Below are 16750 nucleotides of genomic sequence, written 5' to 3' on the forward strand. Positions count from 1 at the left end.
TTAAGGTTCTTGTTCTCTCTTTTTTATGTGTTTTTTAACGTTAAAAATTAAATCTTCAAAAAGGACTACCTACAAAATATTTCGGTTTATCTAATACCCAATTTTTATCGCTTACCCTAGATATCCTAATATCGTCAAATTTAATTTTCTTGTTTCCATTTATTATATCCGCCTAAAACATTGTAGACTTCATAACCATTCTCTTTAAGAATTTTAGAGGCTTTTAGACTTCTTTTCCCGCTTCTACAATATAAATATACTGGTTTAGATTTGTCTAATTTATTAGACGCTTTTTTACTAAAATCAGCATCAAAATAATTTGCAAAAGTGGCTGTTTCTATAGCACCTTCTTTTGTTTCAGCTGGTGTTCTTACATCCATTAATTGAATTTTTTCTTTAGAAAGTAATTCTTTTAATTCTTGTGTAGAAACCGACTTAACATCTTCTTGTGAGTTACAATTGATAAAAAAGAAACTCATAAAGAAAATACATAAAATATTTTTCATAATTTTTATTTTAAAGTTGATGGACAAACTGCAGCTGTTCTCTTAATCGTTGTATTTCTAATAGCAGCATAACCACCTGCTACATCAATTACATTGTGAATTCCTCTTGCTTTTAAGATAGAAGCAGCAATTACAGAACGGTAACCTCCACCACAATGCAGGTAAAAATCTTCTCCTTTAGGGAACTTAGAAATATGATCATTTAAAGAATCTAAAGGCGTATTTACTACTTCTTCAATATGTTCATTATTATATTCACTTTGTTTTCTAACATCAAAAACAACTACATTTTCTTTAATTTTCTCCTCTAAATCATCTGCAGAAACAGAAATTAAGGTATCTATTTCTTTACCTGCTTTTTCCCAAGTACCAAAACTACCTTCTAAATACCCTAAAACATTATCGAAACCAACTCTAGATAAACGTATAATTGTAGCCTCTTCTTCTCCGGCTGGAGTTACCAATAAAATAGGTTGCTTAATATCTTTTACCAATGCGCCAACCCAAGGTGCAAAAGTACCACCTAAACCAATAAAAATAGATTGTGGTATAAAACCTTTTATAAATTCTGATTGATGACGAACATCTAAAATAACTGCACCAGTTTCATTTGCATGAATTTCAAAGGCTTCTACAGACAATGGTTTTGCACTATTTTCTAGCACCTCATCTATGTCTTTATAGCCCTCTTTATTCAACTTTACATTTAAAGGAAAATAGGCTGGCGGAGGCAATAACCCATCGGTTACTTCTTTAATAAACTCCGCTTTGGTCATGTTTGCTCTTAACGCATAATTGGTTTCTTTTTGATTACCAATGGTACCTACCGTTTCTTTACTTAAATTTTTACCACAAGCAGAACCTGCTCCGTGTGCTGGATATACAATAACCTCATCGGCTAAAGTCATTACTTTAGTACGTAAACTATCAAACAAAAAACCAGCTAAATCTTTTTCTGTAACATCACTTTTTTGAGCTAAATCTGGGCGACCAACATCTCCTAAAAACAAGGTATCTCCACTAAAAAGTGCGTGGTCTTTTCCGTTTTCATCCTTTAATAAATAACAAGAGCTTTCCATTGTATGACCAGGAGTATGTAACACCGTAATAGTAATATCACCTACTTTAAAAACCTGATTATCTTCTGCTATAATTGCATCAAAATTTGTTGTTGCTGTTGGTCCAAATACAATTTCTGCACCTGTTTTTTCTGCCAACGTAACGTGTCCGCTCACAAAATCTGCATGAAAATGCGTTTCGAAAATATATTTGATTTTTGCATTATTTTTAGCTGCGCTATCTATATAGTCTTGCACTTCTCTTAATGGATCTATAATAGCAACTTCGCCATTACTTTCTATATAATAAGCTCCTTGCGCTAAACACCCTGTATAAATTTGTTCTATAATCATGTATGTTATTTTTTGATTTATCCTGCAAGGTCTTTTTTAGAACCTTGTAGGTCTTGTCCATTATACCTACAAGGTTTTAAAAACCTTACAGGATATAAACTAATTCCTTTTAATGATATGCTTGATGAATATATTTCGCATATTTTTCTTGATGCTTTCTATCTCCTGTCTTATAAAACCTAACAGCATCGTTTGGTCTCATAAAAAAGTGATTGATGTCTATAATTTCTAAAATTCCGCTTCTAAAAAAATCGTCTCTAACGGGGCCTTTTACACCTGCTAATAAAAAAGTAATATTTTTCTTTTTATAGAATTTAATCCGTTCTTTTAACATTTCTACTCCCGTACTATCTACTCTATTAATGCTTTCTGCATCTAAAACGATCAACTTTAAAGCGGCTCCTTTTCTATCTGCCATTTCATCTAACTTATCTCTAAAGTAGCTAGAATTTGCATAAAATATTTGTGCATCGAACCTAAAAATTAAAACATCGTCTTCTATAACTACCTCTTCAAAACGACTTTTATTTCTATAAAAATTAGAGCCTGGTACCTTTCCTAATTCTGCAACATAAGGTCTAGAGGTTCTATAAATTAATACAATTAAAGACAAGCCTACGCCAACCATAATACCAAATTCTATTCCTAAAAATAATGTTCCTATAAATGTGGCTAACATTAACCAGAAATCTAAATGATTTGCTTTCCACAAAAAAATGGCTTCTTTAATATTTACCAAATTAAAAACGGCCACAATAATAATTGCCGCCAATACTGTTTTGGGTAAATGGTAAAATAATGGTGTTAAAAATAATAGTGTAATAACCACCATAACCACAGAAATTAATGCTGCCATACCTGTTCTTGCTCCACTTTCTTGATTAATTGCAGAACGAGAAAAACTAGAGGTTGTTGGGTATGCTTTAAACAACGACCCCACCATATTACTGATTCCTAAAGCTATTAATTCTTGATTGGGTCTTATTCTATATTCATCTTGTTTTGCTTCTAAAGATTTCCCTATAGAAATGGTTTCTAAATACCCAACCATTACCAACGTAAATGCAATTGGTAATAACTCTCTTATTAGATCGATATCATATTCTGGAATTCCGAAAATTGGCAACCCAGAAGGAATGTCTTTTACAATGGAAACATCACTTATAGAGCTTCCAAAAAACTTTAAAATTAGAATACCTAAAATAACTACAATTAGTGCACTTGGTATTTTTTTATTGATTTTTCTGAGGATGATAATGATTACCACAGAAATTAATCCGATAATAGTTGTTGGGTGATTAAAGTCGATAATCCTACCAAAAACATCTACTACAACATACTGTAATTGATCACTTTGTACAAAATCTACTCCAAATAAATTCCGAAATTGATTGAACCCAATAATTAACGCTACCGCGGATGTAAAGCCGGTTATTACGGGTTTTGATAGAAAGTTTACAATAAACCCCAAACTAAAAACTCCCATTATAAATTGAATAGCCCCAACCATTAATGCCAATAAAATAGCAATGGAAATATAACTATCGGAACCTGCCAAAGCTAATGTGGAAACCCCTGTTGCTACAATTAAAGAATCCATGGCTACAGGACCAATTGCCACTTGTCTTGATGATCCAAAAATGGCGTACATAACTTGTGGCATTAACGCACAATACAAACCATAAATTGGTGGTAAACCTGCAATTAAAGCATAGGCAATTCCTTGCGGAATTAAAATAATACCAACAGTGATACCAGCTAACAAATCTCCTTTAAAAAAAGCTTTATTGTAGTTTGGTAACCATTCTAAAATTGGTATTATTTTTTTTATATTCATTAGCCCATCCTAACCTTCCCAAAGGGAAGGAATTCTTACTTTTTTCTCTTTTCTCTTGTTTCTTGTTTCTTGTTTCTTGTTTCTAAAGATTAAAACAATTCTCCTTGACTTTTTCCTTTTACCCTTCCTAAATGTGTGTATGCTAATTCGGTTACTTCTCTTCCTCTTGGAGTTCTCATAATAAAACCTTGCTGAATTAAAAAAGGTTCGTACACTTCTTCAATCGTTTCTGTGTTTTCAGAAACGGCCGTTGCAATGGTACTTAAACCAACAGGGCCTCCTTTAAATTTATCGATAATGGTCATTAGAATTTTATTATCCATTTCATCTAAACCATGCGCATCTACATTTAATGCCTTTAAAGCATATTTTGCAATTTCTATGGTAATACTTCCGTCTCCTTTTATTTGTGCAAAATCTCTAACTCTTCTTAGTAAAGCATTTGCAATTCTTGGTGTTCCTCTACTTCTACCGGCAATTTCTATAGCAGATTCCATAGAAATAGGAACCCCCAAAATATGTGAACTTCTTTGAATAATTGTGGTTAACAATTCTGTTTTGTAATAATGTAAACGACTACTTATTCCAAAACGAGCTCTCATTGGTGCGGTTAACAAACCAGATCTGGTTGTGGCTCCAATTAAAGTAAAAGGTTCTAAGTTTATTTGAACAGTTCTGGCATTTGGGCCAGATTCTATCATAATATCAATCTTATAATCTTCCATTGCAGAGTATAAATATTCTTCTACAATAGGACTTAATCTATGAATTTCATCAATAAACAGCACATCACGTTCATCTAGGTTTGTTAACAAACCTGCCAAATCTCCGGGTTTGTCTAAAACAGGACCAGAAGTAACTTTTATTCCTACTTCTAATTCGTTTGCTAAAATATGCGCTAAAGTTGTTTTTCCTAAACCTGGAGGTCCGTGAAAAAGTGTGTGATCTAAAGCTTCTCCTCTTTGATTTGCTGCTTCAACAAATATTTTTAAGTTGTCTATTGCTTGATCTTGCCCTGTAAAATCATCAAAAGAAAGCGGACGTAATTTTTTTTCTACATCTAAATCTTCATTTGATAAATGGTCGTTTTCAGGATTTAAGTTTTCATTCATAACCACAAAGATAATTGATTTTAAAGTACAGTTTTGTAAGATTTGTTACATAACAAAAAAACCTTTCTTATTAGGAAAGGTTTTTTAGAATACAGTATGTACTTTTTTATTTTTTTAAAATCTTACTTGTAAATGTACCTTTGTTTGTTTTTACTTTAACAATATAAATAGAGGTTGATAAGTTACCAACTTCTAAGTCAATTTTTTCATTTACAACATTTGGATTCCATGCTTTAATTTGCTGACCTAACACATTAAATATTGCTACATTTTCTATAAAAAGATTGGTATTGTTACGTATTGATATTGCATTCGAATTGTTATCCATATAAACTCTTAAACTAAAATCTAAAACCTCATTAGAAACAGATAACACTTTTGCTTCATTAAAGGTAATAAAAAAACGATCGTCATAAGTTCCTTTTGATAATGTTAATTCAACCACCTCATCCGTTTTTAATTCTCTGGTAGTATTCTCTACAGCATCAAATAAATAAATTTTTCTATCAATATTTTCTAATTCATCTATTCTTAAAAAAAGTGGTTCATCAGAATCAACAAGAATTGTAAGTGGCACTTTTAAAGCATCACTAATACCTTCAACACCTGCAATAACCAATTTCTTATGGTTCATTTCTTCAAAATTCCAAAATATATCTGATGCCTGAACATCTATCATTACACTTTCATATCCATAATCAAAAGCATAAGAATGGTTTTCATTAAATGAAACACCTATTTGTCTATGAATTTTTAAATAGTCTTTATTGGTAAAATCCATTCCTAATTTTAAAATTGGTAGCGTACTATTAGCAACTTCTTTCTGTTGTCCTTTAAAAAAATGAGGCGCTGTTGCTTGATAACTTCTCTGCTTATTATTAAAATTCACCGTTCCTCCATCTGCATCTGAGTAGATAAAAAATCCTTGCCCCATAGCAATATATCTTGTTGGTGTAGTATAAGAGTAAGAATCTGTTACCCCGTTTATTCCTACAACGCTAGTTGCAGCGACTCCCATTCCATAAGTTAATTGTGCATAACCACCTTCATATCCACCTTTTACATGCCCACTATCTGTTGCTTCACCAGAGTGTTCCCAAAAATAAAGTGTACCATCAATTGTATTTTCATTATTTAGAATAAATGCATGACCATCTAAAGTACCTGCATACGGATTTCCAATAAGACTATTTGTATTTCCTGAGATATTAAATGAGATATCTCCATCTAATGGACTTCCAGAAAATGTAAAATATTGTGCATTAGCACCTGTACTCTTCATAATATATCCTAAACCTTTAGATAAATAACTCGTTTCTTTTAATTGCACCCAATCATTATTTGCTGTACTATTAAAATAAGTCCAAATCCAATGACTAGCTATTTGTATTGGGCTCGCAACAGCTCCATCGTAACCGCTAACAAAATTAATATCTGATAAGATTGAACTAGCAGTAAGCTCACCTCCAGCATCTTTCATAATTTTTGAAACTCTATACGTATTTCCGCCAATAAACTCTACTACAGGTGATGACCAATAATTATACCTATATACATTTGGAACCTCACTTTTTTGATTTATTAATAGTTTTCCATTACCGGTTACATTACGATTACCATCGTGCACTTGAATAAACTGTCCAGTACCTAAAATTCTGATTTGTGCATTTACATTAATATTGGTATTATTTAAAACGATTAATGGATTATTACCAACACTTAACACGTTACTGCCTTGTACATCTAATATTCTTGCATTTAAACTACCTGTAGAATGCTCGTATGTTTCTTTAATGATTACGCTTCTAGATTTATCCGGAAAACCATTACTCCAAGCAGATCCTGTACGAATAGTTGGACTTACTCTATGCAAGCCTAAACCACAATTAGTCTCATTAATTGGTGTTTTTACTTCTGATAAAAGTGGTGCATTTACATGTCTGACTATTGCAGGAATTGGCTTTGAATCTCCAACAACTTCTATTGAATCATCTATAAAAGAAAGCCATTCTGCTGCCGTAAAAGTGGAATTTGCTTTTGTTATTTCGTCTATACGTACTAATGATGTTTCATCGCTAATACTTTTTACAACATCATATCTGTTTTCCCATGCAGATCCATTTACTGTTTTTGATAGAATTATAGTATCGTCTCCTCCAGCCAAATCGGCTACACCAGTATTTGTTACTTCGGTTGGGTTATTTATTAAAGTAACTCCGGTTAGTGATGCCAAAGATTTTATTACCACAGAACCACCTGCAGGTATACTTGCAATTGTTAAATCCGCCGTAGGCAAAACCCCATTTGCAGAGGCAGCACCTAAATTTTTAAATAAAACCAAACTGATATTAGTTACTGTAGTGGTACCAATATTAGTTAATTCTATGGCGTTACCGGATGCTGTTTGATAAACTTGACTGATAATTACAGGTAGCAAACTACAACTTAGATCTTGTACTAAATTATCTTGACTACTCCCTATTACTTGACCACTAGAAGTAGCTATGGTAGGAATCCCTTTTTTATCTACGTCTCCTTTTAATCTATTATTTCCATCAACATCAGCAAAAGTAAAATTTGCACCTCCTTCTAATGCATCTGGGCAACCATCTCCATCTGCGTCTGTATCAAACTGATCTATAATTCCGTCTAAATCGAGATCATATCTATCATCAATATCATCAGAATTAGAATCAACAAAACCACTAAGAGTTGGATCTTTGTAATCTATAACTCCATTTTTATTTGAATCTGCAATTGGGTTTCCACTAGATGCATTTTCTGCAGTATCTAAAATACCGTCGTTATCGTCATCTAAATCAATAATATCAATTACTCCATCTAAATCAGTATCAGTGGTATCACAAGCTAAAACGCTACCATTTTGGCTATCACCAATGTTTTGTCCTGCTCCAGCACCAGCTGCTGCTAAAGTTGGTATTCCTTGTGCATTTACTGCTCCGGTAATTACAAAATTAGCATTTAAATCTGTTTGTTTAACAGTACCTCCAGCTTCTAAAGCGTCCGGACAACCATCTCCATCACTATCTAAGTCTAAATAATTAGGAATTCCGTCTCCATCAAGATCTCCAGTTCCTTCTACAATATCTAAAATACCATCATTATCATCATCTAAATCATCTGTATCTTTAACTCCATCACAATCATTATCTTCACCTGCCTCAGAAATTGTTTGTGTGTTATTACTTGGGTCACTATCCGGCTGAAACACACCTGTTGCTGTAGCTGTAAAACTTATAGGAAATGATGCCGTAGTTACAGATGTATTAACCGTTAACGTAACACTTTCTCCTGCAGATAAATTATCTACAGTCCACTTATTAGTGGTATTATTAAAACTTGCTGATAAAGGAGAAACACCTGCCTCAGAAAAAATTGCAGAGTTACTTGTTGCTGTCATACCTGCAGGAATAATAAAATCTACAGTAAAATCTTTTGATAATTCAGTAGTAGATATATTACTTATTGTTGTTACAAAATTAACTGTTGTAGGTGCACAAAAATCATCTGCAGAAATAATTGAATTTGACACTTCTAAATCTGTTGCAGGTAGTAATATTTTTATAGCATCAGAATTATACGCCGTAAAAGCAATATCTGTATTACCTGATGTGCTGTGTACAAAATTAGTTATTTGGTTAAAATTACTAGTTGTTATGCCAAAGTCACTTAAATTAACAGCAATTACCCTTAAATCTCTGTAAGTATCTACTCCAAAAATACTTGAGACTGTACCTGTAGAAGGATTCACTCTATAAATAGTCCAATCTGTACCTCCTACAATAGAAACTCCTCCAAATTCCACATTTATTTCCGCCCCCACTATATTACCGGCACTATCTATAAATTTAAATTTGTCGGTGTTACCAGGAGACCCTGTCTGAGTTACAATAATATCTGGCATCGCATCATTAATACTTACTGCTTGATTTATTACAATAGCATCATATATAATTACCTGCTTTTTAATATTAAAAAAATTTGTTGCTAATTCTAAACCACTACTACCATCTCTAACAAAAAATGAAGGAACAATAGGGTTAAACGTTTTTATATAATCTGTTGCACTATTATTTTGAGAAGTTCCTCCCCAATTAGTTCCAATACCAATTAACTCTGTGGAATTATAATCAATAGAAGCAGGCATAGGAAATGAAACAAAAATTCCGCTTGTAAATGTTATATTATTTGCTGATAAAATTGCATCATTAACACCTGTAGAATATATTGCACCATCAACTTTAAACCCTAATAAATTATTAGAATCATCATAAGTAATACGTGCAGCTGTGGTAGAAGTGTAAAAACCTCCATTATCGCCATAAACAGCAGTTACACCATGTTGCGCACTCAAAGAAAAAGAAGTACTTACAAAAATAAAGAGGTAAAAAAAATTGTTGAAATTTAGACGTAAGGTGTTATTATTTTTCAATTATGTATATTTTATAAAACTAATTTCTTGATAAATATTAATACATGAAGATGTTGCAATATTTTACAAGAAAACAACATTAATTATCTATTAAGAATTTATGGGTGCAAATATAACCAATCAAAAAAGCCTTTCCAAATAGGAAAGGCTCATAATTATATTTGTAAAATATTCTTACTTCACTTCTAGAACATTATTCTTTAAATTAATATCAGCCATTAATCCGCTTTTATCAATAGTAACAGACTTTACAGTTTTAGAAACCGTAAAAGAATAGGTAGGGTTTGCCCAAGCCCAATCTTTTAAAATGGTTGCCGATGTTGGCTTACTGCCTCTCATCATTTCTAAAGGAATATTAAAATTTTCTGTAGTACCATCAACATACATTACATCAACATCCATTGGCATTGGCATTTGCCCAATTCTCTCTAAAGTAATTGTTTTATTATCTACAGATTTTACACCATAATCTATAGTGTGTGTAGTTTCTGTCCATTCATTTAAGTACCAACCTAAATCTAATTCAGCAGTTTTTTCCATAGAACGTTTAATGTCGTTTGGTGTTGGGTGTTTAAAACTGAAATCGTTAAAGTATTTCTTTAATCCGTTTGCTACATTTTCTTTACCAATTACATATTCTAATTGAGATAAGAAAATGTTTCCTTTAGAATAACTTGCTGTACTATACGCCCAATTTGTATGATACCTATCTGCATGTGTAGATAAAGATTCTTCATACCCTTTTGCTACAATAGTTCTATATCCTTTATAAGACCCCGCATGCGGATTCTCTTTACCTTCACCTAAAATTAAGTTTTCTGCTTTGTTAGAAATGTAAGACGTAAAACCTTCATCCATCCAAGGGTGTAAACTTTCGTTAGATGCTAATAAAAACTGAAACCAAGTGTGTGCCATTTCATGTGCTGTAACTCCAAAAAGACTACCGAATTTACGTTTTCCTGTAATTAAAGTAGACATTGCATATTCCATTCCGCCATCTCCTCCTTGTATTACAGAGTATTGTTTATAAGGATATTGACCAACTTGCTCACTATAATACGTCATTAATTCAGCCGTTTTAGGCTGTAAATCTTTCCAGTTTTTCAAATATTGGGCTTCTAATGTTTTCTTGTATAAGAAATGCAAATCGATTCCGTTTTCCATTTTTAAAACATCGTGAATGTATTCGGGATCTGCTGCCCACATAAAATCGTGCACATTTGGTGCTTTAAAATTCCATGATAATTTATCGCCTTTAGGCAGCTTTAAATCTTTAGAATCATCTTGGTAACCATGACCAATTTCTTGTGGATTTTGTAAATAACCAGTACCACCAACTGTATAATCTTTATCAATATGAATGGTTACATCAAAATCTCCCCAAACACCTTGAAATTCTCTTGCAATATATGGAGGCGTGTGCCAACCTTGAAAATCGTATTCTGCTAATTTAGGATACCATTGCGACATAGACAACGCAACTCCCTCTGCACTATTTCTTCCAGAACGACGAATTTGAACAGGAACCTGAGCATCAAAATTCATTTCTAAAGTAACTGATTCTCCTGATTTTATAGATTCATTTAATTGCACCTCTAAAATAGTACCAACCGTTTCATGAGAAACTGCAACACCGTCTTGTTTTAAAGAGTTTACTTTAATATACCCAATTTCATTTGGTTGTAATTTGCTAATTCTGTCGCCTACTCTTCTGTCTGGATCTTTAATATTTAAAGATCTCATATCCATTTGAGAACCTGGTTGAAACGCATTAAAATACAAGTGATAAAACACTTTATCTAGATCATCTGGAGAATTGTTTGTATAAACTAACGTCTGTTTTCCTTTGTATTGGTAGTTTTTTGCGTCTACATCTACATCCATTGTATAGTCTACATGTTGCTGCCAATAAGTTTCTGTAGCTACATGAGTTGTATCTTTTATAACCTTACAAGAGGTTAACATGATTAGCGACAATCCTAAAAAATAAATTTTTCTCATATTTGTATTAATTAATGTTCAAAAAAAAAGCAGCATTTTAAAAATGCTGCTTTTTAAGTTTAATAAATTATTTTTTTCCGTTTACCATTCTGTCTGCCATTTGTAAAGCATTGTAAGCATTTACAACTCTACCAGAAACAGATAAATCTGAAAAAGGAACTAATTCTCCTTCTGGATTTTCTCTAGATTGAGACCCTGGTTTAATTACCTCTAAATTAATTTTAGTACCAGAATTCATTAAAATATGTTTTACTTGGCTTGCTGTTAACTTAGGATAATAAGAACGTACCAAAGCAGCTACTCCTACTGTAGAAGGTGCAGCCATAGAGGTTCCGCTAAAGTGTTTGTACTCGTTTTCTGGTGTTGTAGAATAAATTTGAACTCCTGGCGCAAAAACATCTACATTCTTTTTTCCGTAGTTAGAAAAATTAGCTGGTAATGTTTCATTATAATTAGAACTCATAGCTCCAATTGTTAACACATTATCTGAAACTTCTGTTAACAAATCTTTAGAATCATTAGGGTATGTTCTTTCTACATCAATATCCTTACCGTCATTACCTGCTGCATTAATAATTAATACATCATGCGCTGCTGCATATTTAATAGCATCATATACCCATTCTTTATGAGGAGAATATCCTTTACCAAAACTAGTGTTAATTACTTTTGCGCCATTATCTACTGCATAACGTAAACCTAAAGCAACATCTTTATCATACTCATCTCCATCTGGTACAGAACGTACAGCCATAATTTTTACATTATCTGCCACACCATTCACTCCTTTTCCATTATTTCTAGATGCTGCAATAATACCAGAAACATGTGTACCATGTGCTTCACTTTTAATAGAAACTCCTGTGTTTCCATTTCCATAACCCGGAGAGTCATTAAGATCTTCTGGGTTATCTCCTATTCTATAATCAGTATATTCATTGTTTAATAAAGCAATAGATTTATCTAACTCCTTTTTAATTTCTTCTTGTGCTTGCCCTAAAGAAGGTAAACCAAAACCAAACATTTGTTTTGCAATTGCAATGCTTTGTAATAAAGAAGGATCTTCGGTTGTAATTGCCGCAACTTCTATGGCACTATAGTCTTCTTTACCAAAGTGTCTTGCTAAATTTTCATCTGCTCCTTTAACGCCACTTAACATTTGCTCAAAACGAGTTTTTGTCTTTTCTGCATTACCTACTTTAATATCATGTGCTGCTTGTATCTCAGCAACAATTTCTGGACTTTCTAAAGAAGGATTGTGTAAAATTCTATCTGCCTCTAAGTTTTCTTTATAAGCATTACCTAGAAAGTTCCAACCATTAATGTCGTCTATATAACCATTTTTATCATCATCAATTCCGTTTCCTGCAACTTCTTTTGCATTCACCCAAGCAACATCTTTTAAATCTTCATGACCCAAATCTGTTCCAGAATCTACAACACCTACTATAACCGTTACACTCTTTTTACCTTGTAAAAAATCATACGCTTTGTCTACAGACATTCCAGGAATAGAATCTTTTACTAAATCTAAATGTCCCCAAGTGTTTTTTTGTTCTTGTGTTAATGGCATTTTTTTAGCTGCTGCTACTATTGCTACATCAGAACCTTGAGGAACTTGAATGTTAGAAATTGATTTACAACCTGTAAAAACAAGTCCAGCAAAAGCTGTATATAAAATTGGTTTTAAAACTCTCATAATGTTAATTAAATATATCTATAAATTTGTGTGTGTTCTTTAATCTAACTCCTTTTTCTGTATGCTGAACGGTACAAAGTTCATTATAAGCATCGTGTTCTAAAAAAAGATAATACTCTTTGTCTGCAGCCAAGTTTAAGAATGCTGCTTTTTCTTTAATTGTTAATAAAGGTCTTGTATCATACCCCATAACATAAGGCAAAGGAATGTGCCCAATTGTAGGTAACAAATCTGCCATAAAAACAATTGTTTTACCTTGATAAGACAACATTGGTAGCATTTGTTTTTCTGTATGACCATCCATAAAAAGAATGTCGAAACCTATTTGATCTTTATAATTACTATGAATAAAATTTAATTGTCCGCTTTCTTTAATAGGATTGATATTTTCCTTTAAAAAGGATGCTTTTTCTCTAGCATTAGGCTCTGTTGCCCATTTCCAATGTTTATCATTAGACCAGAATTTGGCATTTTTAAAAGCCGGCTGTAAAAAAGTTCTTTCCGCATTCCATTCTATAGCACCTCCACAATGATCAAAATGTAAATGTGTTAAAAAAACATCTGTAATATCATCTCTATGAAAACCATGTTTTGCTAAAGATGTATCTACAGAAAAATCTCCAAAAAGGTAATAATAACTATAAAATTTGTTTGATTGTTTTGCGCCTAAACCTGTATCTACCAAAATTAAACGATCTCCATCTTCAATAAGCATGCTTCTCATGCTCATGTCTATTAAATTATTAGCGTCTGCAGGGTTCGTTTTTTGCCAAATAGTTTTTGGCACAACACCAAACATTGCACCTCCGTCTAATTTAAAATTTCCAGTTTCTATAGGGTATATTTTCATTCTGTATAGATTAAAATCATAAAAAAATTGACTATAAAAATAATCAATTAGAATTCAATATATTCATTATACTCCTTAAAAGTATACAGAAAGCAAAGATGAAGAAAATAACACAAATTTTTGTTAAGAAAAGTCTAAAGATTAGTCTAAAATAATTGATTAGAACATAAATTATTTTTTCTTAATTAAAAAAGGAAAAGGAAAACAGTATGAATAAAATTAGATCTATTTAGAAGCCCTACTAGAATTCATTTCACTTAAAAACTTAGCTACTCTAATAATCACAAATACCAAAGCAACCAATCCTAAAATAACAAACAATAATTGATTGTCTAAGAATGATGAGGGAGTTTGCCCATTAATTGGTGTAGAAATTTGTAATATCATAATAAATAGTAAGGTTTAGTTATACCAAAAATCTATAAAATTAGAACGTATACCTCTTACTCTTCGATAAAAACCTCTTTTATTACGTTGACCTGCACTTAATCTACTTTAAATAAATTATTCTTTTATTATTATTTGCTGATGAATTTCGTTTCCAAAATTATCTGTAGCAGAAATAAGGTAACTTCCTGTATTTAAATTTACACCAAACTCATGCAATTCTTTTGTGCTCCCTAAATATTTACTATCAATATACCAATATAAAATAGCTTCACTATTTGCGTGTGCTACTTTTAAAACAAGTTCATTCTTTTTTCCATCGAAATTCTTTGGTAAAAAAATGGTGCTTTTTTCCGTTGGATAAATAAACTTCATCGCGTTTTTGGCCACACCTAAACAATTATTTCTAAACTTTGGCAACGGTTTATAAAACGGATTTTTATCCTTGTAATAATATTCCATTAAAGGAGGCAACACAAACCAAGATTTTTGTTTTATATTTTCTAAACGCTCACAAGAAGTATTTACCTGATAATTTTCTGAAGCATCTACATTTACCAAAACATGGTACGGACAAGGTGCTGTTTTTAAACCTGCATTTTGCACGAATTCTAATGATTTTTCTTCACAATTTCGAGTTGCTCTATACCCACTTTGTGTACAAATTTCTATTTCAGTCATTTCATCAAAAGGTTTTTCAAACCATTCTGAGTTTGGCAATTTATCAAAAACATCAAATAAAATAGGTGCTGCAGCTTGCACACCAACCAAACCAGGTCTTCCTTCTCCATCTGCATTTCCAACCCAAACACCAACCACATAATCTTTAGTAGTTCCTATTGCCCAAGCATCTCTAAAACCAAAACTCGTACCCGTTTTCCAAGCAATTTGTTTAGAAGCATCAAAAAACTCCCAATTCTGATCTGCATTTGGTCTATTTACATCCTTCAAGCTCTCAAAAGTTAAATAAATAGAAGCGGCGTCAAAAATTATTTTTTCTGATGATTTTTCTCCGAAGTCAACCTTTTTATCAGCATAAAAAGTAGGTTCACAAAATTCATTTTTAAAATACCTACTAGAGTTTTCTGAATAATGATTTACTGTAGATGCCATAGAAGCATAGCTTTTACATAAATCCCATAAATTGCTTTCTGCACCACCTAAAGCCAATGTTAAACCATAATAATTAGGATCTTTCTTTAAATCTCTCAGTTCTAATTTTTGTAAATAATCATGAAACTTCTCTAAGCCAAAACGTTGCAACATTCTTACTGTTGGTACGTTTAAAGATCTAGACAACGCTAACTTTGCAGAAATTGCTCCTGCATATTTTTTATCAAAATTTTCTGGATGATAACTTCCGAAATTTGTAGGCACGTCTGCAACCAACATATTTGGCAACAAATCTCCACTATCTAACATGGCTGTATATAAAAATGGTTTTAAAATACTTCCGGTACTTCTGGGTTTGTCTATAACATCTACATATTTTTGATTTTCTCTAGTTGTTTCAGAGTTACCAATATAGGTTAAAACCTTTCTACTTTTTACATCTAAAACCAAAACAGAGATATTAAATATCTCGTTGTTTTTTAACTGATTATAATGATTATTTACAATTAAATTTACTTGATTTTGCAACCTTTTATTTATGGTTGTTTTTACAAATTCTCCTTTATTTTTTTTATTGATTTTTTGTAATAAATGTGGCGTAATTTGAGGTAATGCATACGGTTTTTGCGGTAATTCTTCTAATACCGATAATTCATACGTTAGAGAATCAATGATGTTCTTAGCAAGTAACTTGGTTAATAATCGATTTCTCTTCACTAATAATTTATGCTGATTTTTACCTGGATAAATTAAATTTGGTGCATTGGGTAAAACGGCTAAAGTTGCAGATTCTGCCCAAGATAACTCAGATGCTTGTCTATTAAAGTAACGCCAAGAAGCAGCATCTAAGCCCACTACATTTCCGCCGAAAGGCGCATTGGAACTCCAATAAGAAATAATTTTTTCTTTAGACGCTCTAAATTCTAAACGGGTTGCTAAAATTAATTCTTTTACTTTCTCAAAATAGGTTCTAGATTTATTATCTCTACTCAATCGAATAACTTGCTGGGTAATGGTACTTCCGCCTCTTTTAACTCCTCCCGCTTGTAAATTTTGTTTTAAGGCTTTTAAAATAGAAATCGGATTAAAACCAGGATGCATATAAAAATGTTCATCTTCAAACTGAATTAAACAGGTTTTAAACTTCTCTGGAACGGAATCTTTATGCGGAAAACGCCATTGTCCATCTTCTGCTATTAATGCGCCCAACAACTCATTAGTATTACTTGTAATTACTGTTGATGTTGGCTTGGTAAATAACTGACTTGGCAAACAAAATGCATAAAAAATCAGTAGAACAACAACAAATATTGTTTTCTTTTTATGACGTTTTATGTAGTTTGTTATTTTCAATTTTGATGTATTACAAGTTTATTTTAG

10 protein-coding genes are annotated in these 16750 nt (G+C 32.1%); all 10 read right to left on the reverse strand.

Annotated elements, in window-relative coordinates; all coding sequences use genetic code 11:
* Positions 1-140 precede the first annotated feature (140 nt).
* Entirely contained in the window at positions 141-506 is a 366-nt protein-coding gene (locus tag GQS58_RS13495; protein WP_240914624.1) for a rhodanese-like domain-containing protein, read from the reverse strand.
* A gap of 5 nt (positions 507-511) precedes the next feature.
* Entirely contained in the window at positions 512-1918 is a 1407-nt protein-coding gene (locus GQS58_RS13500) for an MBL fold metallo-hydrolase (protein ID WP_166386769.1), read from the reverse strand.
* A 109-nt stretch (positions 1919-2027) separates the two neighbouring features.
* Positions 2028-3755 carry a SulP family inorganic anion transporter gene (locus GQS58_RS13505; RefSeq protein WP_166386771.1) on the reverse strand — a complete coding sequence of 576 codons (1728 nt, stop codon included), beginning with the start codon at positions 3753-3755 and terminating at the stop codon, positions 2028-2030.
* Between the two features lie 89 nt (positions 3756-3844).
* Positions 3845-4867 (reverse strand): Holliday junction branch migration DNA helicase RuvB, encoded by a 1023-nt coding sequence (gene ruvB, locus GQS58_RS13510; protein ID WP_166386773.1) that lies wholly within the window; start codon positions 4865-4867, stop codon positions 3845-3847.
* Between the two features lie 106 nt (positions 4868-4973).
* A complete protein-coding gene (locus GQS58_RS13515) occupies positions 4974-9242 on the reverse strand; it encodes a T9SS type A sorting domain-containing protein (RefSeq protein WP_166386775.1) in 4269 nt (1422 codons plus the stop codon).
* A 252-nt stretch (positions 9243-9494) separates the two neighbouring features.
* Positions 9495-11285 (reverse strand): M1 family metallopeptidase, encoded by a 1791-nt coding sequence (locus GQS58_RS13520; protein WP_410524708.1) that lies wholly within the window; start codon positions 11283-11285, stop codon positions 9495-9497.
* Positions 11286-11388: 103 nt separating this feature from the next.
* Positions 11389-13020, reverse strand: a complete 1632-nt coding sequence (locus tag GQS58_RS13525; protein ID WP_166386779.1) for a S8 family peptidase — start codon at positions 13018-13020, stop codon at positions 11389-11391.
* A gap of 4 nt (positions 13021-13024) precedes the next feature.
* The gene (locus tag GQS58_RS13530) at positions 13025-13870 is read right to left on the reverse strand and encodes an MBL fold metallo-hydrolase (RefSeq protein ID WP_166386780.1); all 846 of its coding nucleotides are present in this window, start codon (positions 13868-13870) and stop codon (positions 13025-13027) included.
* 225 nt (positions 13871-14095) lie between these two features.
* On the reverse strand, positions 14096-14257 hold the full coding sequence (locus GQS58_RS13535; protein ID WP_166386782.1) for a hypothetical protein: 162 nt from the start codon (positions 14255-14257) through the stop codon (positions 14096-14098).
* Between the two features lie 117 nt (positions 14258-14374).
* On the reverse strand, positions 14375-16723 hold the full coding sequence (gene pbpC, locus GQS58_RS13540) for a penicillin-binding protein 1C (RefSeq protein WP_166386784.1): 2349 nt from the start codon (positions 16721-16723) through the stop codon (positions 14375-14377).
* Positions 16724-16750: the final 27 nt, after the last annotated feature.

This window comes from Polaribacter sp. 11A2H, from assembly GCF_011379025.1.
GTDB lineage: Bacteria > Bacteroidota > Bacteroidia > Flavobacteriales > Flavobacteriaceae > Polaribacter.